Below are 21,973 nucleotides of genomic sequence, written 5' to 3' on the forward strand. Positions count from 1 at the left end.
CGATGCGGCAGCCCTGGCGGGTGGCGGTGGTCGGCGGCGGAATCGCCGGGCTGGCCGCCGCGGTCCGGCTGCGCGACCGCGCGCCGGAGGGCACCGAGATCACGGTGTACGAGCAGTCCGGCGCGGTGGGCGGCAAGCTGCGTACCGGGACGTTGGCAGGTGCGCCTGTGGAGTTCGGCGCCGAGTCGTTCCTGATGCGCGACCCGACCGGGGCGCAGAGCGCGGCGGTGGCGTTGGCGCACCGGCTCGGGCTGGCCGACCGGATCGTGCACCCCACCGTCGGGCAGGCCGCGCTTGTCGTCGACGGAGGGCTGCGCCCCATCCCGGGCGGGACGCTTGTGGGCGTACCCGGGGATCTGGAGCGGGTGGCCACTGTCGCGCGCCCGGCCGCGGACGCCGACACCGACGACGGTCGGCCGCTGGTCGGCCCGGACGCGGACGTCTCGGTGGGCGCGCTGGTCCGGTCCCGGTTCGGGGACGAGGTCGTCGACCGGCTGGTCGACCCCATGCTGGGTGGCGTGTACGCGGGCCGCGCCGACGACCTGTCCCTGGTCACCACGATGCCGGCGCTGGCCCGTACGGCCCGGTTGGAGCACACCCTCATCGGCGCGGTCCGGGCGGCGCAGGCCGCAGCGCCGCGCGCTCCGGGCGCCCCGGTCTTCGGCACCCTGGTCGGCGGGTTGAGCACCCTGGTCGAGGCGGCGGTGCGGGCCAGCGGCGCGACGGTACGACCCGACGCCGCCGTGCGCGAGGTGACCCCGACCGGCACCGGTTGGCGCCTCACGGTCGGCCCGACCCGGGCCCCTGAGCTGGTGGACGTGGACGCCGTGGTGCTGGCGGTGCCGGCCCGGCCGGCGGCTCGGCTGCTCGCCGGCCCGGCCCCGGTGGCCGCCGCGGCCGTGGGCGAGCTGGACTACGCGAGCGTCGCGCTTGTCACCCTGGCGCTGCCGCAGCCGCTGCTGCCCGAGCTGTCCGGCTTCCTGGTGCCCAGCACCGAAGGGCTGTTGATCAAGGCGGCCACTTTCTTCACCACCAAGTGGGGGCACCTGCGTCGGCCGGACGGGCTGGCGCTGGTGCGCGCCTCGGTGGGCCGCTACGGCGAGGAGGCGCACCTCCAGCGTCCCGACGCGGACCTGGCCGCGACCGTGCACCGGGAGCTGTCGGCGGTGCTCGGCGCCCCGTTGCCCGCCCCGGTCGACGGGCACGTGCAGCGGTGGGGCGGCGCGCTGCCCCAGTACGCCCCGGGCCACGCCGACCGGGTGCATGCCGCGCGCACGGCGCTGCGGGCGGCGCATCCCACACTGGTCCTGGCGGGCGCCGGCTACGACGGTGTCGGCATACCGGTCTGCGTCCGCTCCGGCGAGACGGCAGCCGACGAGATCATCACAGCACTGGGAGGATCGGCGAGATGACCGAGCAGACCAACGCGGCCCGGTTGCGGGAGCTGAACGACAGCATCCGCTACACGATGTGGTCGGTGTTCCGGGCCAGCGCCCCACTGCCGTCGCTGCGGGACAACGTCACAGGTGAGGTCGAGTCCCTCTTCGAGGAGCTGGCCGGCAAGGACGTGGTCATCCGGGGCGTGTACGACGTGTCCGGGCTGCGCGCCGACGCGGACGTGATGATCTGGTGGCACTCCGCGTCGAGCGACGCGCTGCAGGACGCGTACCTGCGGTTCCGTCGCACCACGCTGGGTCGGGCGTTGACCCCGGTCTGGTCGCAGATGGCGCTGCACCGGCCGGCGGAGTTCAACAAGAGCCACATCCCGGCGTTCCTGGCCGGCGAGGAGGCCCGTCCCTACCTGTGCGTCTACCCGTTCGTGCGCTCCTACGAGTGGTACCTGCTGCCCGACGCCGAGCGGCGCGAGATGCTCGCCGAGCACGGCAAGATGGCCCGCGGCTACCCCGACGTACGCGCCAACACGGTCGCGTCGTTCGCGCTTGGCGACTACGAGTGGATGCTCGCGTTCGAGGCCGACGAGCTGCACCGGATCGTCGACCTGATGCGGGACCTGCGCGCCTCCGGCGCCCGGCGGCACGTCCGCGAGGAGGTCCCGTTCTACACGGGTCGTCGCCGCTCGGTCGGCGAGATCGTCAACTGCCTGGTCTGATCCCCGCCGGCCGGCGCCGCGCCCCCGCCCGGGTGCGGCGCCGGACGGGGATCAACTGGTCTTCGTACAGGAGACCAGGGGAACGGGGTTGCTACCGGTCCACGAGCCGAGGAAGCCGAACGTGGTGCTCGCTCCGCCGGCCAGGGCGCCGTTGTAGTTCACGTTGCGTGCGGTGACGAGCGTTCCGTTGGTGGTGAGATCGGCGCTCCACGCGGACGCGACCTTTTGACCGTTGTTGTAGTTCCAACTCACCGACCAGCTCTGGGTGGGCGAGTTGGCGCCTGCGGTCACCTTCACCTCGGCCTGGAAGCCGCCGGCCCACTGGCCGGTGATCTGGTACGTCGCGTAGCAGGCGCCGGCCGGCACGGGAGTGCTCGGCGGAGGCGTGCTCGGCGGCGGGGTCGTGGGCGGGGGAGTGGTGGGCGGCGGGGTCGTGGGGGGCGGGGTCGTCGGCGGAGGCGTGGTGGGCGGAGGCGTGGTGGGCGGAGGCGTGCTCGTGCCGCCGGAGAAGTCCACGTCGCTGCACAGGTAGTACGACTGGTCCAGGTGGCTCGCCTGCCAGACGGTGTAGACCATGTGCCGCCCGGTGCGGCCCGGCGCGCTGACCGGGATCTGGATGGAGACGCCACCGGTGTCCCGGTCCCACTGCGACGCCGGGGTGTTGCCGATCTGGCCGGCCAGTTCCAGGTCGTCCCAGCCGAGCGCCTCGGTCGACGAGTTGAAGCCCTGCTTGGTCACGTACACCCGGATGTAGTCGGCACCGTGGCTCGCCTGGTCGAAGAAGCGCAGCCGGAAGTTGTTCGACACCGGGGTGGCCTTCCACGCGCCGACGGTGTCCAGCGCGTTGTAGCGACCGTTCTGGGTGTGCCCGCCGCTGCACAGCTGGCCGTTGGGGACGGCGGCCTGGTGGTTGCCGGCCACACCCTCGCGGAACAGGCCGTTCCAGTTCCACATGGCCTGCGGGTCGGCCTGCCAGGCCTGCCAGCACATCGGGTCCTCGGTGGCCATCCGGGGATTCTGGAATTCGCTGCCCCAGCGTTGCCAGCAGCTGTAGCTGCGCGAGGCCGGGTCGACGACCGAGCCGTGCGCGGAGGCGGGCTGGACCAGCGCGACGCTCAGCGCGGTGGTCAGCAGGAGCGTGGCGGCCGCCGCGATGGCGAGCGGCCGGAGCACGCGTGGTGATCGGGCGAGACTGGACATGGAGCCCCCGGGGGGATGAGGTCGGACGACGACACCCGGACGGCCGGGAGTTGCCCGCTCCCGTGCCTACTGCGTTGCTCTCGCGCTGGCTCCAATCGGAACGATGCCAGGCCGATCGTCAGACGTCAATGGTCGGCGTCGTCGGCGCGGGCCCCGCGGTGCGGCGCATCGGGGTGTGCGGGATGCCGTCCTCGACGTACTCCGGGCCGCTCACCGCGAAGCCGTGCCGGGCGTAGAGACCGACCAGGTGTGACTGAGCCTCCAGCACGCAGGGCCGGTCGTCGACCAGGTCCAACGCCGCCGTCATCAGCCGGCCGGCGTGCCCGCCGCCGCGCGCCGCCGGGGCCACCACCACCCGACCGATCCGGGCGACGCCGTCGGGGTCGGCCAGGATCCGCAGGTACGCCAGCGGCGCGCCGCCGTCGGTCAACCAGAGGTGACGGGTGTCCGGCTCCACGTCCCGCCCGTCGAGTTCCGGGTAGGGGCAGTTCTGCTCCACCACGAACACGTCGATGCGCAGCCTGAGCAGGTCGTGGAAGGTGCGGGCGTCCAGGTCGGCGAAGGAGGCCGTGAGGACCTCGGCGGTCTGCTGGGGCACGCACCGATGGTAGGCCGGCCGGACGCGCGGGCGTCTCCGCAGGGGTGTCGCTCAGGCGGGGCGCGCGCCAACGGCGTCGCGGATCTCGGCGCCCTCGGCGCCCTCGACCGCCCGGGCGCAGTGCCCGCAGCAGAAGAACCGGCCGTTGACCTCCACGCCGTGCCCGACGATCTTGATCTGACAGTGCTCGCAGATGGGTGCCATGCGGTGGATCGCGCACTCGAAGGAGTCGAAGGTGTGTACGTCGCCGCTGACGGTGTGCACCTCGAACGCCATCCAGTAGTCGTTGCCGCAGACCTCGCAGGTTGCCACGGAAAACCCCCCGTATCAGGACATGTGCCACCAGGGTCCCTCAGGTCAGGGCGGTAGCGGGCGAATTACCGCCAGCTCGTCGAGGTCGGCGGCGTGTCGGCTCCGGCGTGTCGTCCGTTAGATCGGGTGGACCGCCGTAACCCCGGAGGATCGCCATGATCAAGCGCAACAAGCTCTTCGGCAGCCAGACCCGGGTGACCTTCTGTCTTCCCCGGGACGCCCCGCCCGGTGCGGTGAGCGTGGTGGGCTCCTTCAACGACTGGGAGCCCGGCCGGCACGAACTGGTGGCCCGCCGCGACGGCACCCGGACGGTGACCGTGAAGCTCGGCCCGGGGGAGTATCGGTTCCGTTATCTCGCCAGCGGCGGCGTCTGGCTCGACGACGAGACGGCCGACGATGTCGATGACCGCGGCAGCCTGCTGCGACTCTGAGGAGCGAAGTCGTCACCATCGATGGATTTATCGATGACGCTCTTTACTGTTAATAAAGTTTAAATTACCTTGAGGGCACCTCACCGCACCTGGAGAAGGAGCTGCCCCCATGCGTCGAAGAATCACCGTCCCGCTGGTGGCGGCGGGCGCTGTCGCCGCCACCCTCACAGTCGCCGCGCCCGCCCAGGCGCACGGCTACGTCTCCGCCCCACCGAGTCGGCAGGCGCTCTGCGCGCAGGGCCGGGTGCCCGACTGCGGGCAGATCAGGTACGAGCCGCAGAGCGTGGAAGGGCCCAAGGGGCTGCGCAGCTGCAACGCCGGAATCGCCCAGTTCGCCGTCCTCAACGACGACAGCCGGGGCTGGCCCGCCACGTCGGTCGGCAGTTCGCTGACCTTCACCTGGGTCAACACCGCCCGGCACGCCACCAGCAACTGGGAGTACTGGATCGGCAACACCCGCGTCGGCGTGGTCAACGGCAACGGGCAGCAGCCCGGCGCGACGGTCTCGCACACCGTCAACCTGGGCGGCTTCTCCGGCCGGCAGAAGATCCTCGCGGTGTGGAACATCTCCGACACCGCTAACGCCTTCTACTCCTGCGTCGACGTGCAGATCGGCGGCGGCGGGTCGACGCCCACCCCCACGCCGACCACCTCGCCCACGCCCCGGCCCACCACCAGCCCGACCACCGCGCCGACGACCCCGCCCCCCACGGGCGGCAGTTGGACGAGCGGACGGGCGTACCAGGTCGGCGACCAGGTCACCTACGGCGGACTCACGTACCGCTGCCGGCAGGCCCACACGGCGATCCCCGGCTGGGAACCGCCGAACGTGCCGGCGCTCTGGCAGCAGGTCTGACGACACGGGTGCGGCCCCGGCCGCACCCGTGTCGCCGTCTCATCGGATGATCGGAGCCCCGGCATGCCCCGCGTACACCTGCTGTCGTGGCTGGTCGCCGCGTCGCTGCTCGCCGCCTGCGCCGGGCCGTCCCCGCGCCCGGCGGCTTCCGCGCCCCCGGCCGGGACCCCGGCGGCCGGGGCCGCGCCCGCCGGCGCCGAGCTGAGCGGCATCGACGTGGTGTTCCTGCGCACGATGGTCGGGCACAGCGAACGCACCCTGCAGATCGTCCGGCTGGCCCGGGACCGGCTGCGCGACGACGCGCTGCGCACCCTGGCCGCCGCCGTCGAGGCGACCGAGGGCGACGAGCTGTCGGCCATGCGCGGATGGCTGCCCACGGCCGGGCCGGGGGCCGATGCGGCCGGGCACGACCACGCCGGGCACGGCGACGACACCGCGCTCGACCGGCTGCGGGCCGCCGGGGACGCCGACGTCGACCGGGTGCTGCGCGAGGTGCTCGCCGAGCACCAGCGGGCCGCCGCCGACCTGGCCCGGGCCCAGGTCGACGTCGGCCGTGACGAGCGCGTCCGCGACCTGGCCCGGCGGATCGAGCGGTCCCGGACCGCCGAGGTCGAGCTGCTCCAGGGGTACGCGGCTCAGATCAGCTCGGCTCCAGCCGGACGGAGATCGAGTTGACGCAGTGCCGGGTGTCCTTCGGAGTGAAGCCCTCACCGTGGAACACGTGCCCGAGGTGGCTGTCGCAGCGGGCGCAACGGATCTCCGTACGGGCCATGCCGAGGCTGCGGTCCTCGATCTCCTTGACCCGGCCGGGAATGGCGTCGTCGAAGCTCGGCCACCCGCAGTGCGAGTCGAACTTCGTGTCGCTGGAGAAGAGTTCCAGGCCGCAGGCGCGACAGTGGTAGACCCCCTGGGTCTTGGTGTCCACGTACTCGCCGACCCACGGGCGCTCGGTGCCAGCTTCCCGCAGGACGTGGAACTCCTCCGGACTCAGGCGGACACGCCACTCGTCCTCGGTCTTGGGCAGGTTGTTGTCGTCAAGACTCACCCGTCAACGGTACGTCGAACGTCGGGGGCGTGGCATAAGGTCGCGGGATGGGTGGCACCAAGGCAGCGGTCGCCGAGGTCGAGGTGGCCGGGCGCAGCGTACGGCTGAGCAGTCCGGACCGGGTGATCTTCCCGCAGCGGGGTTTCACCAAGGCGGACGTCTTCCACTACTACCTCGCGGTCGGCGACGGCATCATGCGCGCCCTGCGGGACCGGCCCACCACGCTGCAACGCTTCCCCGAGGGCATCGAGGGTGAGGCGTTCTTCCAGAAGCGCGTGCCCACCCGTGGCGTGCCGCCCTGGGTGACCACCGCCCAGATCACCTTCCCGAGCGGTCGCAGCGCGGCGGAGCTGTGCCCGGCCGACCTGGCGCACGTGGCCTGGGCGGCGCAGATGGGCACGATCGTGTTCCACCCGTGGCCGGTGCGCGCCGCCGACGTGGACCGCCCCGACGAGCTGCGCATCGACCTCGACCCGCAACCGGGCACCGACTTCGCCGACGCGGCGCGGGCCGCCGGGGAGATCCGCGCGCTCCTCGACGAGTTGGGCGCCACCGGCTGGCCGAAGACCTCCGGCGGTCGCGGCGTGCACGTCTACCTGCGCATCCAGCCCCGCTGGACGTTCACCGAGGTGCGCCGGGCCACCATCGCGCTGGCCCGGGAGGTGGAGCGCCGCAACCCCGACCTGGTGACCACCGCCTGGTGGAAGGAGGAGCGCGGCCGCCGGGTGTTCGTCGACTACAACCAGATGGCCCGTGACCGCACGATCGCCTGCGCGTACTCGTTGCGGGCCAACGCGCGGGCGACCGTCTCCACCCCGGTCACCTGGGACGAGCTGCCCGACGTCGACCCCGACGACTTCGACCTGCGCAGCGTCCCGACCCGGCTCGCCGAGCAGGGCGACCCGCACGCCGGCATCGACGACGCCCCGTGGGACATCACGCCCCTGCTCGAGTGGGCCGAGCGCGACGCCAACGCCGGCCAGGGCGACCTGCCGTACCCGCCGGACCACCCCAAGATGCCCGGCGAGCCCAAGCGGGTGCAGCCCAGCCGCGCCAAGCGCACCCCCGACGACGAGAGCGCCTGACCGGCTCCCTGCCTCAGGTGGGTGGTTGGGCCGTCCAGGTCCAGTCACCGGAACTTCCCGGAGCCGGTGGCTGATCTGGTGCAGGGCAAGGTCTGGCGTAGGTCGGATGTGATGGCCTGGATTCGGGAGCACCGACCGGAGTTGGCCGAGGGCTGATCAGGTCCGAATAAGGGGTTCGCCGTGCGACGCGCGGACGATTCTTGTCGTACACCTGTTCTAGAATTTGTCTGTGATCGATGAGTTGGCGCGGGCGGAGAGCGCGGTGGCGGCCTGCGTCGATGCTGCCGCCTGGGTCCTCTCCGAGCATGACCTGATCGCGACGATCGATGCCACGCACCGGCTGCAACAGCGCCTTGCGGCGGTGCAGTTGGCCGCCGTGCGCGAGCTGGACGGTCGGGGCACCGCGGTCGCGCAGGGCGCGTCCTCGACGGCAGTGTGGCTGCGCCACCGCCTGCGCCTCGACGTTCCCACCGCGCGCCGCCTGGTCGGCCTCGCCGCCACGCTCGACGTGGCCCCGCCTGGCGTGCGGGTCGCCCTCGCCGATGGGGTGGTCAGCGTGGAGCAGGCCCGGGTCATCGCTGACACGGCCGCCACCGTGTCGACCTCGGCGGGCGCCGAGGTCGCCGACAAGGCCGTCGGTGTGCTGGTGGAGTGGGCCGAGCAGTTCGACCCCTCGGTGCTGCGCAGAATGGGCACCCGGATCCTCGACCACGTCGCCCCCGATGTCGCCGACGAAGCCGCCGAGGCGGCCCTGAAGGCCGAGGCCGCCCGATCTGCCCGCGACCGACACGTCACCATCTCCGAGCAGACCGGGGGTCGGCTACGGCTCACCGGCACGCTCGACGCGGAGGCCGCCGCCCTGCTGCGCGCTGCCATTGATCCACTCACCGCGCCCTCCGGGCCCGACGACGTTCGCAGCCCCGGGCAGCGCCGCCACGATGCCCTCGCCGACGTGTGCCGGCTCGCCCTGCGCACCGGTGAGCTGCCCGAGAGCGGCGGCGATCCCGCCCAGGTCGTCGTCACCACGAGCTACGACGGGTTGACCCGACAACTTGGTGCCGGCGCTCTCGACATCGGCCCGCAGCTCACCCCCGACACGGTGCGTCGGCTCGCCTGTGATGCCGCCATCCTGCCCGCCGTGCTGGGTGGCGCCGGCCAGGTCCTCGACGTGGGGCGGCAACGCCGCCTCATCACTGGCGCGCTGCGTCGAGCCCTCGTCCTGCGGGACGGCGGCTGCGCCTTCCCGGGCTGCGACCGGCCGCCGCGCTGGTGCGCCGCCCACCACATCCGGCACTGGGCCGACGGCGGCCCGACCAGCCTCGACAACGCCGTCCTGCTCTGCGGGCACCACCACCGGCACGTCCACCGAAGCGACTGGGTGGTCCGCCTCGGCGCTGACGGCCGCCCGGAGTTCGTGCCGCCGGCCTGGCTCGACCCGGAGCAGCTCCCACGCCGCAACCACTACCACCGACGGACGTGAGCAGCCGGCACCACGATCCGCCGCACCATCACCACTCGACGAGCACGAGAGCCCAATGAACAAACAGCACGCTGAGCGCCGCGCTGTGACGTAGCCCAACCCGGAAGCATCCGTGCCGGGCTCTTCACGCTCTTTCGCCGAACGGCGGCCGCTGTCGGGGCGGTACGGGTTGTGCCCTCGCGTCCGGCTACGGGTGCTCGACCTCGTCGAGCCAGTAACGTTCGTTGAAGGAACACGCGCCAGACGCTTCTCAGCGGAGGCCCGTTCGACCTGTTCCGCCGTATAGCCGAGCAGCGTGGTGATCGTTGCGAGAACCTCATGGACGTCGGCGAGCTCACCGAGGACGTCCTCCTGGCCGGCTGCCCCAAGTTCGTCGGCTTCCTCGTGCAACTTGGCGACAAGGGCCGGCAGGAGCCGCTCTTGAGGAAGGACGCGAAACTTCGGGACCTGGCCGTTTTCCGCGATGATCTCGGGAATGCGGTCACGTACCAGCTTGCCGTGAAGTGTTCTCCCGATCTGCGCCACGTCAGCATCCTCGCAGTGCCGGACAGCGCCTCACGACATCGTCTGGCGAAGCATGTCCCATCCGCGCCCCAGCCAGGGCTCCGTCCCGTGCCGAAGCACCTCCGCGCAGTGCTCGGCCGTGGTCTGCGCAAGCGTCGCGTCGTCCGACGTCATCCAGCCGTGCCGGCACGCCTGTTCGAACTCGTCCCAGTCCTCGATCTTCACACGTCCGTCGGCCTCGTGACGCACCGGATCCAGCTCAAGATCGACATACCGCCAACCCCCTTCGACGGCCTCTGGCGGAAGGCACACGTCGATCTCCAGCCGCCGATCAGCGGGGTCGCCGACCCACCATGCCACCCACGGGCGGTCCGCGGTCAGCAGCACCACTGTCGGCACGGACAGGCCGCCACTGTCGTGTGGAGCGGCCCACGGCGAACCGACCGGACCGCGCAGCCACGTTCCCGCATCGTCGTGCGCGACCTGCTGGAGATCGAACCAGAAGACCCCGCCCGGGCGCTTGACCTTGCTGAGCCGCACGCTGGTGGGTGTCTCCCCGATGCTCATGGAAGAACCCTAGGCGAAGATGAGGTCGGCAGGCGCGTCGAGGACCGATTGACTTTCGATAGGTAGCAAGCGACACTCGATATATGTTTGTTGAACGTCGAGCGGTAGCCGCTCTCCGAGTCTTTCTCGTGGTGCTGTTCGTGGTCCTGGTCGGTTTCCAGAGCTTCTCGCTGCCGGGGCAGTTCGCGCACATGGCCCAGGAGTCGCCCGAGCACGCCTACCTCCGTTGGCCGCTGACCGCCGTGACGGTCTTCTGGGTGCTGTGCGTCCAGGTGGTGATCGTGTCCACCTGGAAGTTGCTCAGCCTGGTCAAGGACGACCGCATCTTCACCGAGGCGTCCCTGACGTGGGTCGACCTCATCGTGTGGGCCATCGGCGCGGGGTGGGTGGTGCTCGTGGGCGTCTTCCTCTACGTCGGCTTTCACGCCGACGACCCGGGTGGCCCGATCCTGCTGTTCCTGCTGACGATGGGCGTCACGGTGTTCGGGCTGCTGATGGTGGTGATGCGGGCGCTGCTGCGGCAGGCCACCACGCTGCGGACCGACATGGAGGCGGTGATCTGATGCCCATCATCGTCCGCATCGACGTCGAGTTGGCCAAGCGCAAGATGAGCGTCGGCGAGTTCGCCGAGCGCGTCGGGCTCACCCCGGCGAACGTCGCGGTGCTGAAGAACGGCCGCGCCAAGGCCGTCCGCTTCAGCACCCTGGAAGCGATGTGCCGGGTGCTCGACTGCCAGCCCGGAGACCTGCTGGAGTGGGTCGAGGAGGAAACCCCATGAGGTACGTCGCCGCCACTGTCCTTGTCGCCCTCGGCGTCACCGCCGTCGCGTACGGCGGAGCCGACGACTCGCCGGGCCTCCAGCTCATCGGCGTACTGCTCGTCGTGGGCGCTGTCGTGTTCGCGGTACGGACGGCCCGGCGCGGAAAGTGACCGCACCTGTCGTACTCGTAATAACGATCATGTAACGGGCGCGAACCTTTCCCCGTAGGTGACCTGTCTTGAAGGTCGTCGGCCCGCCAGGGCCAGGGGAGGCGTCGGATGAAGCTGGTGTGGAGGCGGGCCCGCGAGGCGCGGGGTCTGCTGGTTGCCGCGGTGATCGCCGCCCTGGTGGCCGTCGCGTTGGTCACCGGTCTGTCCGACTACAACCGCCGGGCGGTGGACGCCGGCCAGCGGGCGCTGGTCGCCGCGTCGCCGGCCGAGGAACGCGGTCTGCTCATCAGCGGCGCCGGTGGCCGCGACGCCGCCGAGTTCGCCAAGCGTGACCAGGCGGCACGGGCCCAGTTCGCCGACGGGCTCGCCGGGGTCCCGGTCACCGTCGCCGGGGCCCGGTACGGCACCGGCCGGGAGCTGACCGGGGACCTCGGCTCGGTGCCGCGCACGGGCGACGAGCCGATCTTCGCGAACCTGGCCACCCTCGACGACCTGGCCGCGCACGCCGAGCTGACCAACGGAGCGTGGCCACGTCCCGGAGCGAAACCCGTGCAGGTGAGTCTGCCGGAACGGGTCGCCACGACACTCGGCCTGACCACCGGCGAGCGGATCCCGCTGCGGGACCGCTCCACCGAGAAGGCAAGCGAGATGGTGCTCGCCGGCACCTGGCGGCCCCGCGACCCGACCGAGGCGTACTGGCTGCTGGCCCCCGGTGTGGGTACGGGCAGCGCCGGGTCGGCCACCTCGTACGGGCCGTTCGCGCTGGACCCGGCCGACTTCGCGACCGCCTTCCCGGGCTCGGTGACGGCGTCCTGGCTGGCCGAGCCGGACCTCGGCGGCGTCGACGCCGGTGACCTGCCCGCGGTGCGTGCCGCAGTGAACACGGCCGCGACGGCGGTGCCCGAGGCCGCCCAACTGGGCAGCTCCGCCCAGACGCTGACGAAGATGGACCAACTGCTCGACCGGATCGCCCGCGCCGACCTGGTGGGACGCTCCGCGCTGGCCACCCCGCTGCTACTCATCCTGGTGCTCGGCGGGTACGCGCTGGTACTGGTCGCCGCCCTGCTGCACGAGGACCGTCGTCCCCAGACCGCGCTGCTGCGCGCACGTGGCGCCGCCCGGAGTCAGCTCGCCGGCCTGGCTGCCCGGGAGGCGACCCTCGTGGTGGCACCGGCAGCCCTGCTCGGCCCGGTGATCGCCGGGGAGGCGCTGCGGTTCGTCCGCCCTGGCGGGACGGCAGAGCTGTCCACCGCCGGTGGCAACACCACACTGGTCTGGGCGGCTGCCGCGGCGACCGCCGCCGGATGCCTGGTGGCCATGGTCGCGCCGACGCTGCGGGGGGCCGGCACGTACGTGGCCGACATGGCCGCCCGGTCCCGGCCGAACCGGTCGGCGAGCGTCCAGCGGGCCAGCGTCGACCTGGTGCTTGTCGCGCTCGCCGTGCTCGCCTGGGTGCAGCTGCGCCGGTACGCTTCGCCGCTGGCCGGCTCGAACGGCCGTCTCGGACTCGACCCGCTGCTGGTGGCCGCGCCGACCCTCGGTGTGCTGGCCGGGGCGGTACTGGCGCTGCGGGTGCTTCCGCCGCTGACCCGGTTCGCCGAGCGGTTCGTCGACAGGCGACCGTGGACGGCCACCATGCTCGGCATGTGGCAGGCCGGTCGGCGTCCGCACGCCGGGCCGGTGCTGCTGCTCGCCCTCGCCGTCGGCGGGAGCACCCTGGCCTGGTCACTTGTCAGCACGGGCGAGCGGTCCCAGGTCGAACAGGCCGGCCACACGGTCGGCGCCGACCTGCGGGTGACCGAGCGGGCCGGCTCCGCCCCGAGCAGCCGGGCAGGTCAGCTCGCCGCGCTGCCGGGCGTACGCCGGGCAGTGCCCGCGTGGCGCGACGAGGTACGGGTCGGCCGAACGGACCTGCCCGTCACCGTGATCGGCCTCGACCCGGCCAGCGCGGCCGGCGTCGTCCGGCTCGCCGACCGGCTCAGCGACGAGCCGGTGTCGACGCAGTACCAGCGGATGGTCGCTGCCCGCGGTGCCCCCACCGGCGTCGAACTCCCCGTCGGCACCCGCGCGATCACCGGCACGGCCCGCACCCCCGTCGGCGAGGCCGACCGGCCACTGAGGATCGCGGTGGCGCTGCTGGTCACCAGCTCCGACGGGCTGGCCTTCCGGCTGCCGGCGGTCAGCGCCACCAGCGACGGACGGGCCGCGCCGTTCACCGTACAGCTGCCCGACGTGGGTCCGGCGCGACTGCGGCTCGCCGGCTTCGAGGCCGACGGCGGGGCGGCGGCCGGGAACAACTACCGGCTCCAGGTGGACGGCCTCACGCTCGTCGGCGCGGACGGTGCCACGCGACCCGCCGAGCTGACCGGGGACTGGGTCACGGCGACGGGCCGCCAGGCGATCGGCGGCCAGGCACCCCCCAAGGCGCAGTCCACCGCGACGGGCGTCGCCGCGAGCTTCCCGGTGGAGGTGATCCCCGGCGGGCAGTTCGCCTACCAACCGCCCACCCGGTTCGCCATCGTGCCCGCCGGGCAGATCGCACCCGTTCCGGTGCTGATGACCGCCGCAGTACGTGACGCGTTGAGCCTGCACACGGGCGACACCTTCAACCTGACCCTCTCCGGCGCGTCCGTGCAGGCCCGCCTGCTCGGTGAGCTGGACTCCGTGCCGACCACCACCGGCGCGGGAGTGCTGCTCGACCTGCCCACGGCTGTCGACGCGCTGATCCGCGCCGGCGGGACCATCCGGCCGGTGCCGGAGTGGTGGATCGGCGCCGACGACCCGGCGGCTGCCGCCCGCGCCACCGCCGAACTGGCCGGCGTCACAGTCCTCGACCGGCGCGCCGTGATCGAGGCCGCCGCCGACGACCCGTACTGGCGCGGGTCGCGTACCGGCATGCTCGCCGCCGCGCTCGGGGCGGTGCTGCTCGCCCTGGTCGGTCTCATGGTCGACGTGTGGGCCACCGCCCGGCGGCGCGTGGGCGAGTTCGCGGTGCTGAACACCCTCGGCGCCACACCTCGGCTGCTGGCCCGGGCGTTGCTGGCCGAGCAGACCTTCCTGGCCGGCATCGGCGTCGGCGTCGGGCTCCTGCTCGGTGCCACGGTCGGAGCCACCATGGCTCCGTTGGTCATCCTCACCACGGCCGCCGGCCGACCGGTGCCCCCGGCGGCATTCGCGCTGCCCTGGGTGCCCATCGGCCTCACCGCGGTCGGCCTGCTGCTGGCGGCGCTCGCCTTCAGCGCGTTCATCGCCGCCGGCATCCGTCAGCGGGTGGCGGCGGTGCAGCTGCGAATCGGGGGAGAACGATGAGCGTCGGCGCGGCCGCCCGCCGGGTCCGGGCGTACGGTGGGCAGTTCCTGCTCCTGGCGGTGCTGACCCTGGTGGTCACCATGCTGGTCAGCGGAGCGCCCCGACTCGTCAACAGGCTCGCGGAACAGGGGCTGCGGGCGCAGCTCACCAGTGAGCCCCCCGCCCGCCGGGACCTCTCGTACACGTCGAACGCCCCGGTCCCCACCACGAAGACGGCGATGGCCGACGCGCAGGAGCGCTTCGACGCCCTCGCCGCCGGGATGCCGCCGCAGGTGCGCTCGGCGATCACCGAGCGGTGGCACCGGGTGGACATTCCGCCGACCCGCGTGGTCGGGCCGGACCTCGCGGCCCGCAACCTGCTTGTCGACCTGGGCCTGCGGGCCATGCCCGGCGTTCAGGACGCCGGCACCCTCGTCGAGGGCGCCTGGCCCAGCGAGACGTACGTCCCGGACCGGCCGATCGAGGTGGCGCTCGACGCCGACGTGGCCCGCAAGCTCAACCTGCGTGCCGGCAGCCGGCTGCGCATCGGCACCGTCGACCTCGCGGGTACCTTCGTCGACCCGAAACCGGTGGTGGTGTCCGGCCTGTTCCGACCCGTCGACCGCGCGGACGGGATGTGGGACGGGCTGCCGCAGCTGCTGCGAGTCATCGAACCGAAAGGCGACCACGAGCCGTTCACCATCACCGGCGTGATCGCCCAGTCGGCCATGAACAAGCGGGCCGCGGAGGGCTGGCCGATCGAGTCCGAGTGGCGCTTCCGACTGGGCGTCGACCGCATCGACCCGCGCGGCCTGAACGACCTGATCGACGGTCTACAGGAGATGCAACGCACCCTCCCGCCCGGCTACGCGTTGACCATCGGCGTCGACGTTCCGCTGCGCGCGTTCGCCGCGCAGGTGAACGCCGCCCGTACCCTGCTCGCGGTCATCGGGGCCGGTGTGCTGGCCACCCTGGCCGGGTTGATCGTGCTCGCGGCGACCCTGGCCACCCGCCGACGCCGCTCGGAGTTCGTGTTGATCCGTGCCCGTGGCGGCGCGGCCACCGCCGGCGCCCGGCGCAGTCTGGCCGAGTCACTGCTGGTGGTGCCGGTCGCCGCCCTGGTCGGCTGGTTGCTCGGCACCCTGTTCCCGGGCGAACCGGATCCGACCGCCCCGTACGCCGCGGCCGCGACCGTCCTGGTCACCCTGGCGCTGCCGCTGGCGACGCTGGCGGTTCCGGCGGGCGGGGCGGCCCGCCGTGACCTGGTGCGGATGCGCCCGACGGCGCGCCGGCTCACCGTCGAGGTGTCCCTGCTGTTGCTGGCGGGGCTCGGCGTGGTGTTGCTGCGCCGACGCGGACTCACTCTCGGCGAGGTGGACCCTCTGCTGGTGTCGGTGCCGGTGCTGCTGGCGATCGCCGCGGCGGTGCTCGCTCTGCGCGCGTACCCCTGGCCGTTGCGGTTGGTCAGCCGGCTTGCCGCGCGGACGCGTGGCAGCGTGACGTTCCTCGGCACCGCGCGGGCGGGGCGATCCGCCGTCGCCGCGCCGCTTGTCGTCGTGGTGCTGGCGATCGGCACCGCGGCGTTCTGCGCAGTCGTCGCCGCCGGCGTCGACGCGAGCCGCGACCGGGCGGTCGAGCGGATCGTTCCCGCCGACGCGCTGATCCGAGGGGAACGTTTCGCCCCGGACACGGTGGAGGCCCTGAACGGTGTGCCAGGCGTCCACGCCACCACCCCGGTGCTGATCGAGCCGGACGAGCGGCTGGCCAAAGATGAACTCGGCACCGACGCGCGGGTCGGGCAGACCACGGTGCTGCTGATCGACGGCCCCGGGCTGGCCAGGGTCACCGGTGCTGCCAAGGTGGACGTGACGGTGCCGGACGCGTTGCGCTCCGCCCGGGCCGAGCAGGGGCCGCTGCCCGCCATCGTGTCCCCGGCCGTCGCCGCCGACCTGTCGCGAACGGGCCTGGAGCGTTCCGCGTTCGTCTCGGTGCAGGGGCAGCGGTACGAGTTCCGGGTGGCAGGTGCGCAGGACACCTTCCCACTGTTGGCGGCGAGCACCAGCCGGTTCGTCATCCTGCCCTGGCAGGCGCTGCCGCCACGGACCACCACGCCGGTGCCGACCAGCCTGCTCGTCGCCGGGGACCGGCTCGACGTCCAGGCGCTGCGGCAGGCCGGTGACCAGGGTCAGTTGCGGTACCAGCAGCAGGGGGCGGTGACCGGCCGGGAACGGCCGCTCGGGGTCACCGTCGACACCCGAGCGGGCGTACGACGGGACCTCGGTGACGGTGGCGCGAACGGCGTGCTGGCGTTCGGGTTCGTGGCGGGCGCCGCCGGCGGCACCGTTCTCGGGCTCCTGGCGATCGCGTTCACCGTGCTGGCCGGTGCGCGGGCCCGCGGGCAAGTGCTGTCCCGGCTGCGCACTCTCGGCCTGTCCCGCCGGCAGTGGCGGGGGCTGCTGCTGGTCGAGCTGGCCCCGCTGGTCGGGGTGTCGGTGCTGACCGGCGCGCTTGTCGGCGCGGTGCTCCCGCTGGTGCTCAATCCGGTGCTCGGCCTGTCCGCGTTCACCGGCGGAATGCCGGTCCGGGTGGCGTTCGAACCCGGCCTGGTCGTCGCGGTGTTCGCGCTCGGCGCGGTCGCCCTCGGCTTCGCGGTCGCCGTCGAGGCCCTGAACAATCGCCGGCTGCGCCTCGGTGAGGTGCTCCGGCTCGGAGAGGAGAGCTGAGATGACCGTTACCGCACAGACTCCACTGGTGCCCGATCTGGCCGCCCTTCAGCAGAGGGCCGCACAGCGTGCCGCCGAGCGGGCCGGCGGCCAGGATCGACTGCGTGGACACATCGTCTGCGACGGCCTGGTGCGGATCTTCAAGACCGAGGGGGTGGAGGTCGTCGCCCTGCAGGGTCTGGACCTGGTCATCGACCGGGGTGAGCTGGTGGCGATCGTCGGCGCGTCCGGCTCGGGCAAGTCGACCCTGCTCAACATCCTCTCCGGTCTGGACACGCCGACCGCCGGCATCGCCCGGGTGGCCGACTACGACCTGCTCTCGCTGTCGGCGAAGCGGCGACTGAGCTACCGGCGGGAGCTTGTCGGTTTCGTCTGGCAGCAGACCGGCCGCAACCTGCTGCCGTACCTGACCGCGCTGGAGAACGTCGAGTTGCCGATGCAGTTGGCCGGCAAGCGCGGCGGTAAGGGCCGCCGGGAGCGGGCCCGGGAGTTGCTCGACATGGTCGGCGTGGGCTACTGCGCGGACCGTCGGCCGGGTCAGCTCAGCGGCGGCGAGCAGCAGCGGTGCGCGGTGGCGGTGGCGGTGGCCAACGACCCGGAGGTGCTCTTCGCGGACGAGCCGACAGGTGAACTGGACGAGGCCACCGGCGCGGAGGTCTTCGGGGCGCTGCGCACCATCAACGCCGAACTGGGTGTGACCATCGTCGTCGTCACCCACGACCACGCCGTGGCCACCCAGGTCCGCCGGACCGTCGCGATTCGCGACGGCCGAACCGCCTCCGAGGTACGCCGTACCGCCCGTGTCGATGCGGACGGCAACACCGAACTGGTCAGCGAGGAGTACGCGGTGCTGGACCGCAGCGGCCGGATGCAGCTACCGGCCGCGTTCGTCGACGCGCTGTCGCTGAAGGAGCGGGTCCGGCTCGATCTGGAGCCCGACCACGTGCAGGTACGGCCCGGTGACCGGGCTTCGGACGAGCGGGAGGCACGGGCGTGAGCCCTCAGGACATGGTGGTGGCCGGAGCGGCCGGGTTCGGTGGCGGCGCCGGAACGCCTGCGGACGAGGCCGTGCGGGTCAGCGGTGTGAGCCGGACCTTCGGCCGCGGCGAACACGCCGTGCAGGCGGTACGGGACGTCTCGTTCAGCGCCAACCGCGGTGAACTCGTCGCCATCCGGGGCCGCTCCGGGGCCGGCAAGACCACGTTGCTGAACATCATCGGCGGGCTGGACCGGCCGGACAGCGGTCAGGTCGTGGTTGCCGGGCACGAGGTGACCTCGGCCGGGGAGGCCGAGCTGCTGCGGCTGCGCCGCGGCACCGTCGGGTTCGTGTTCCAGACCTTCGGGTTGGTGCCGATCCTCTCCGCCGCCGAGAACGTGGGGGTGCCGTTGCGACTGGCGCAGGTGCCGGCTGCGGAGCGGGAGCAGCGTGTGGCGGTGCTACTGGAGCTGGTGGGGCTGGGCGCGCACGCGGCGCAGCGCCCGTACGAGCTGTCCGGCGGGCAGCAGCAGCGTGTGGCTGTCGCCCGCGCGCTCGCCAACGAGCCGGACCTGCTCATCGCCGACGAGCCCACCGGCCAGCTCGACTCGGAGACCGGTCGCTCCATCATGGATCTGCTGCGCGCGGTGGTGCACGCCCGTGGCATGACGGCCCTGGTGGCCACGCACGACCCGGCCCTGATCGACCTCGCCGACCGGGTGCTCGTCCTGCGCGACGGCCGCCTGGTCGACGGCTGACCGCAGCCCCATGCACCCCCGGCCCCCGGCCCCCGGCCCCCGGCCGGTGGTCGGTGGTCGCTGGTCGCTGCTCTGCGGACCACCGGCCGTCGGCCGCCGGTCAGAGACGACCGGCTGTGGCCTGTTCGCTTCCTGTAGAGCTGCCCCAGATATGGACCGCGTGGTAGGTGTGGGGCTTGCCTGCTGCGGGCGGGGTGAAGGTGTGCGGGCTGGGCGTTGGGTGTGGGCTGGGCGTTGGTTGTGGGCTGGGCGTTGGGTGTGTGCTGGGTGGCGACGCCCTGGACCGGAGGCGCTCCTGCGTTGTGCGGGCCGCGTGCTGGGTGGCGACGCCCTGGACCGGAGGCGCTGCTGCGTTGTGCGGGCCGCGTGCTGGGTGGCGACGCCCTGGACCGGAGGCGCTGCTGCGTTGTGCGGGCCGCGTGCTGGGTGGGGTGCGCGGACGGCGGCATGCGGGCGGTGTGCGGGCCTCGGCATTCCTGCCGCCGCCGTGGTTCGCTGCCCCACATCCGGGGCAGCTCTACACGGGCGAAGTGGCAACCTGGGGACCTGGCCGCCACAGCGCCGAAGGCGGCCGTCGGGCTGGCGAGGTTGGCGGCACGCGACCGTGGCGGGCTGGTGACGTTGGTGGGCTGGTGACGTTGGTGGGCTGGTGACGCCGGTGGGTCAGAGCGGGAGCTTCATGCCCTCGTGACTGGCCACGAAGCCGAGCCCCAGGTAGAAGCGGTGCGCGTCGGCGCGGGTCTTGTCAGTGGTGAGCTGCACCAGGGCGCAGCCACGCTCGCGGGCCTGCTCGATGGCCCAGGTCATCAGCTCCCGACCGAGCCCCTGGCCACGCCGGTCCGAGCGGACCCGCACCGCCTCGATCAGGGACCGCTCGGCGCCGTGCCGGCCCAACCCCGGAACGTAGGTGATCTGGAGGCACCCGACCAGCTCGCCGCCCTGCTCGGCGACGATCAGCAGGTTGCGCGGGTCGGCGCTGATGTCGGCGAACGCCCGCTCGTACGCCTCGTCGACCTCGGTGAAGTCGCGGGCCTTGCCCAGGACGTCGTCGGCGAGCAGGGCGATGACGGCGGGCAGGTCGGCGCGGACCGCCTCCCGGTAGGTCACATCGGTCATTCCGTGAGCCTGGCACAGCGAAACCGGCGAATGGGTCGGTGCCGCTTGCGGACAACGGGCAGCATGGGGCGGCATGGAGCTAGTGCTGCTGCCGTTCCGCTGGATCTACCGGGCGCTGGTGTGGTTCGCGAACTCGCCCCGCACACTTATCGCCTCGTACCTGGGCGGGTCGGACGCTTGCCGCGCTGCTCATCTCGACCATGGTGTTGCTGGTCATCCCGCTGATCACCGCACACTTCGCGAGCCGGCTCATCGTCGACGACGACGCCTTCGTGCACGAGGAGCAGGAACAGCTCAAGGCCGACGTGCGCCGGATGCGGACGTTGCTGGAGGAGATGGCCACCAGGCAGGGAATCGAGCTGCCCCCACTGCCGCCGACCCGACCGGTCAGCGGGCCGGGCAGCGCAGGCCCTCGCGGGGAACGGTCAGCTCGAGCAGGTACGCGTCGACGGCCTTGGTGATGCAGGAGGTCTGCGGGTAAGCGGTGTGCCCCTCGCCCTCCCAGGTGAGCACCCGGCCCACCCCCAACATGGAGGCGAGGCGGCCGGTCTGCTCGTACGGCGTGGCCGGGTCGCCGGTCGTGCCGACCACCACGATCGGCGGAGCGCCGTCGGCCCGGCCGGTCGGGTACGCATCCCGACCACCCGGCCACTCGACGCAGCTCAACATGCCGACCGCGAGCGCCGGACCGAACAGCGGATACTTCGTGCGCCACTGCGACTGCAACTGGCGGATCTGCTCCCGGCTCGGCTTCTCGGTCTCGTCGGCACAGTTGACGGCGAGGTTGGCGTCGAACAGGTTCGAGTAGTGCCCGTCGCCCTCCCGGCCGGCGTAGGAGTCGGCGAGGCGGAACACGTCCTTCGGGTCGCCCTCGGCCAGCCGGTCGATGGCGCGGGCCAGCTCCTGCCAGCCGGCTTCGGTGTAGAGCGAGGAGATGACCGCGTAGAAGACCCAGCCCGCCGTGGCCTCCCGCCCGTCGTCGCCGCGGACCGGAGAGACCTTGGCCTTGTCGATGGCCGTGGTCACGGCGGCGCGGGCGTCCGGGGCGATCGGGCAGCGCGCGGCGTTGGCGGCGCACCAGCGGGTGAAGTTGTCGAAGGCGCGTTCGAACCCGCGGGCCTGGCTCTCCGAGCCGGCGACCAGCCGCTGCTGCGGGTCGACGGCGCCGTCGAGCACCAGTGCGCGGACCCGCTGCGGGTAGAGCTGGGCGTAGATGGCGCCGAGCAACGTGCCGTAGGAGTAACCCAGGTAGGTGAGCTTGTCGTCGCCTACCGCCGCGCGGACCGCGTCCATGTCCCGGGCGGCCTGCTCGCTGCCGTACAGCGGCAACTGGTCGCCGTAGCGGTCCCCGCAGCCGCGCCCGATGCGCTGGCTCAACCCGACGAAGCCGTCGAACGCCGCCTGGCTCGCCGGATCCGGGTCGTAGCCGAAGCTGGCGTCCAGATCGGCGTCGGAGATGCACTTCACCGGACTGGACCGGGAGACACCGCGTGGGTCGAAGCCGACGATGTCGAAGCGTTCGGTGACCGAGGCGGGCAGGCCGCCGAACTGGGGGCCGAAGGAGAGGTAGACGGCGGTGTCCACACCGGAGCCGCCCGGACCGCCGGGGTTGACGACCAGGGAGCCGATCCGGGCCCGCTGTTTGGTGGACCGTGCCCGCAGCAGAGCGATCTCGAAGGTCTGCCCGGCGCCCGGGCCGGCGGTCGCCCCGCCGCCGGTGCCCCAGTCACGGGGAACCGCGATCCGGGCACACTCGTAGCGCATGTCCGGCGCGCCCCGACCGACCAGGTCCTCGGCCGCCTCCGGGCAGGGCCGCCAGGTCGCCGAGGAACCGGCCGGCGCCGGCGTCCCCTCCACATCGGTGCGTGGCGCGAACGCCGGCAGCGTGCAGCCGGCGGTGAGCAGCGCCACCACGGTGAAGACGACGAGGCTGCGACGGACCCGGCGACTTGTCGCCATCCGAGGCTGGTCGGCGGTGCGGCTCACGTGATCCT

At 72.6% G+C, this 21,973-nt stretch carries 21 protein-coding genes; 14 read left to right on the plus strand and 7 right to left on the minus strand.

Annotated features, from left to right (window positions below; genetic code table 11):
* Nucleotides 1-2: 2 nt before the first annotated feature.
* Together hemG and hemQ are read left to right on the plus strand one after the other, a co-directional pair.
* Nucleotides 3-1,412 carry a protoporphyrinogen oxidase gene (gene hemG / locus ACGFIE_RS15670; RefSeq protein WP_393294937.1) on the plus strand — a complete coding sequence of 470 codons (1,410 nt, stop codon included), beginning with the start codon at nucleotides 3-5 and terminating at the stop codon, nucleotides 1,410-1,412.
* Nucleotides 1,409-2,110 (plus strand): hydrogen peroxide-dependent heme synthase, encoded by a 702-nt coding sequence (hemQ, locus tag ACGFIE_RS15675; RefSeq protein WP_266250986.1) that lies wholly within the window; start codon nucleotides 1,409-1,411, stop codon nucleotides 2,108-2,110. Before hemG ends, hemQ begins: the two co-directional genes overlap by 4 nt.
* A gap of 51 nt (nucleotides 2,111-2,161) precedes the next feature.
* Here hemQ and ACGFIE_RS15680 read toward each other — a convergent pair whose 3' ends face one another.
* The 3 genes from ACGFIE_RS15680 to ACGFIE_RS15690 form a co-directional block, all read right to left on the minus strand.
* A complete protein-coding gene (locus ACGFIE_RS15680; protein ID WP_393294939.1) occupies nucleotides 2,162-3,310 on the minus strand; it encodes a lytic polysaccharide monooxygenase in 1,149 nt (382 codons plus the stop codon).
* Between the two features lie 118 nt (nucleotides 3,311-3,428).
* Nucleotides 3,429-3,908, minus strand: coding sequence for a GNAT family N-acetyltransferase (locus ACGFIE_RS15685; protein ID WP_393294941.1), 480 nt, complete (start codon nucleotides 3,906-3,908; stop codon nucleotides 3,429-3,431).
* A 51-nt stretch (nucleotides 3,909-3,959) separates the two neighbouring features.
* Complete coding sequence (locus ACGFIE_RS15690) at nucleotides 3,960-4,220, minus strand: hypothetical protein (RefSeq protein WP_007456992.1); 261 nt, start codon at nucleotides 4,218-4,220, stop codon at nucleotides 3,960-3,962.
* 155 nt (nucleotides 4,221-4,375) lie between these two features.
* On the opposite strand from ACGFIE_RS15690, the gene ACGFIE_RS15695 reads away from it, so the two are divergent.
* The 3 genes from ACGFIE_RS15695 to ACGFIE_RS15705 all read left to right on the plus strand — a co-directional run bounded on the left by ACGFIE_RS15695 (nucleotide 4,376) and on the right by ACGFIE_RS15705 (nucleotide 6,182).
* Entirely contained in the window at nucleotides 4,376-4,651 is a 276-nt protein-coding gene (locus tag ACGFIE_RS15695) for a glycoside hydrolase (RefSeq protein WP_393294943.1), read from the plus strand.
* 109 nt (nucleotides 4,652-4,760) lie between these two features.
* Nucleotides 4,761-5,507 carry a lytic polysaccharide monooxygenase gene (locus tag ACGFIE_RS15700; protein ID WP_393294945.1) on the plus strand — a complete coding sequence of 249 codons (747 nt, stop codon included), beginning with the start codon at nucleotides 4,761-4,763 and terminating at the stop codon, nucleotides 5,505-5,507.
* Between the two features lie 63 nt (nucleotides 5,508-5,570).
* Nucleotides 5,571-6,182 (plus strand): DUF305 domain-containing protein, encoded by a 612-nt coding sequence (locus tag ACGFIE_RS15705; protein ID WP_393294947.1) that lies wholly within the window; start codon nucleotides 5,571-5,573, stop codon nucleotides 6,180-6,182.
* On the opposite strand, the gene msrB is transcribed toward ACGFIE_RS15705, so the two are convergent.
* A complete protein-coding gene (gene msrB / locus ACGFIE_RS15710; protein WP_363682334.1) occupies nucleotides 6,148-6,552 on the minus strand; it encodes a peptide-methionine (R)-S-oxide reductase MsrB in 405 nt (134 codons plus the stop codon). The two genes, ACGFIE_RS15705 and msrB, sit on opposite strands and share 35 nt — an antisense overlap.
* A gap of 47 nt (nucleotides 6,553-6,599) precedes the next feature.
* Between msrB and ligD the strand changes: the two genes are divergently transcribed.
* Together ligD and ACGFIE_RS15720 are read left to right on the plus strand one after the other, a co-directional pair.
* Entirely contained in the window at nucleotides 6,600-7,637 is a 1,038-nt protein-coding gene (gene ligD, locus ACGFIE_RS15715; RefSeq protein ID WP_393294950.1) for a non-homologous end-joining DNA ligase, read from the plus strand.
* 229 nt (nucleotides 7,638-7,866) lie between these two features.
* A complete protein-coding gene (locus ACGFIE_RS15720; RefSeq protein ID WP_393294952.1) occupies nucleotides 7,867-9,117 on the plus strand; it encodes a DUF222 domain-containing protein in 1,251 nt (416 codons plus the stop codon).
* 555 nt (nucleotides 9,118-9,672) lie between these two features.
* Here ACGFIE_RS15720 and ACGFIE_RS15725 read toward each other — a convergent pair.
* Entirely contained in the window at nucleotides 9,673-10,188 is a 516-nt protein-coding gene (locus ACGFIE_RS15725; RefSeq protein WP_393294954.1) for a DUF402 domain-containing protein, read from the minus strand.
* Nucleotides 10,189-10,271: 83 nt separating this feature from the next.
* Between ACGFIE_RS15725 and ACGFIE_RS15730 the strand changes: the two genes are divergently transcribed.
* The 7 genes from ACGFIE_RS15730 (at nucleotide 10,272) to ACGFIE_RS15760 (ending at nucleotide 18,863) form a co-directional block, all read left to right on the plus strand.
* Complete coding sequence (locus ACGFIE_RS15730) at nucleotides 10,272-10,751, plus strand: DUF2975 domain-containing protein (protein WP_393294956.1); 480 nt, start codon at nucleotides 10,272-10,274, stop codon at nucleotides 10,749-10,751.
* The gene (locus tag ACGFIE_RS15735) at nucleotides 10,751-10,966 is read left to right on the plus strand and encodes a helix-turn-helix transcriptional regulator (protein ID WP_007457017.1); all 216 of its coding nucleotides are present in this window, start codon (nucleotides 10,751-10,753) and stop codon (nucleotides 10,964-10,966) included. The genes ACGFIE_RS15730 and ACGFIE_RS15735 overlap by 1 nt, the downstream gene beginning before the upstream one ends.
* The gene (locus tag ACGFIE_RS15740) at nucleotides 10,963-11,118 is read left to right on the plus strand and encodes a hypothetical protein (RefSeq protein ID WP_393294958.1); all 156 of its coding nucleotides are present in this window, start codon (nucleotides 10,963-10,965) and stop codon (nucleotides 11,116-11,118) included. The genes ACGFIE_RS15735 and ACGFIE_RS15740 overlap by 4 nt, the downstream gene beginning before the upstream one ends.
* A 108-nt stretch (nucleotides 11,119-11,226) precedes the next feature.
* A complete protein-coding gene (locus ACGFIE_RS15745; RefSeq protein WP_393294960.1) occupies nucleotides 11,227-14,427 on the plus strand; it encodes an FtsX-like permease family protein in 3,201 nt (1,066 codons plus the stop codon).
* Nucleotides 14,424-17,129 carry an FtsX-like permease family protein gene (locus tag ACGFIE_RS15750; RefSeq protein ID WP_393294962.1) on the plus strand — a complete coding sequence of 902 codons (2,706 nt, stop codon included), beginning with the start codon at nucleotides 14,424-14,426 and terminating at the stop codon, nucleotides 17,127-17,129. Before ACGFIE_RS15745 ends, ACGFIE_RS15750 begins: the two co-directional genes overlap by 4 nt.
* A gap of 1 nt (nucleotide 17,130) precedes the next feature.
* Nucleotides 17,131-18,126, plus strand: a complete 996-nt coding sequence (locus ACGFIE_RS15755; protein ID WP_393294964.1) for an ABC transporter ATP-binding protein — start codon at nucleotides 17,131-17,133, stop codon at nucleotides 18,124-18,126.
* A gap of 11 nt (nucleotides 18,127-18,137) precedes the next feature.
* Nucleotides 18,138-18,863 carry an ABC transporter ATP-binding protein gene (locus tag ACGFIE_RS15760; RefSeq protein ID WP_393295659.1) on the plus strand — a complete coding sequence of 242 codons (726 nt, stop codon included), beginning with the start codon at nucleotides 18,138-18,140 and terminating at the stop codon, nucleotides 18,861-18,863.
* Between the two features lie 663 nt (nucleotides 18,864-19,526).
* Here the strand turns inward: ACGFIE_RS15760 and ACGFIE_RS15765 are convergent.
* The gene (locus tag ACGFIE_RS15765) at nucleotides 19,527-19,979 is read right to left on the minus strand and encodes a GNAT family N-acetyltransferase (protein WP_393294966.1); all 453 of its coding nucleotides are present in this window, start codon (nucleotides 19,977-19,979) and stop codon (nucleotides 19,527-19,529) included.
* A 387-nt stretch (nucleotides 19,980-20,366) separates the two neighbouring features.
* Nucleotides 20,367-21,938, minus strand: coding sequence for an alpha/beta hydrolase (locus ACGFIE_RS15770; RefSeq protein WP_393295662.1), 1,572 nt, complete (start codon nucleotides 21,936-21,938; stop codon nucleotides 20,367-20,369).
* Nucleotides 21,939-21,973 lie beyond the last annotated feature (35 nt).

Origin of the sequence: Micromonospora sp. NPDC049275 (assembly GCF_043197115.1) — a bacterium.
Taxonomy (GTDB): domain Bacteria; phylum Actinomycetota; class Actinomycetes; order Mycobacteriales; family Micromonosporaceae; genus Micromonospora.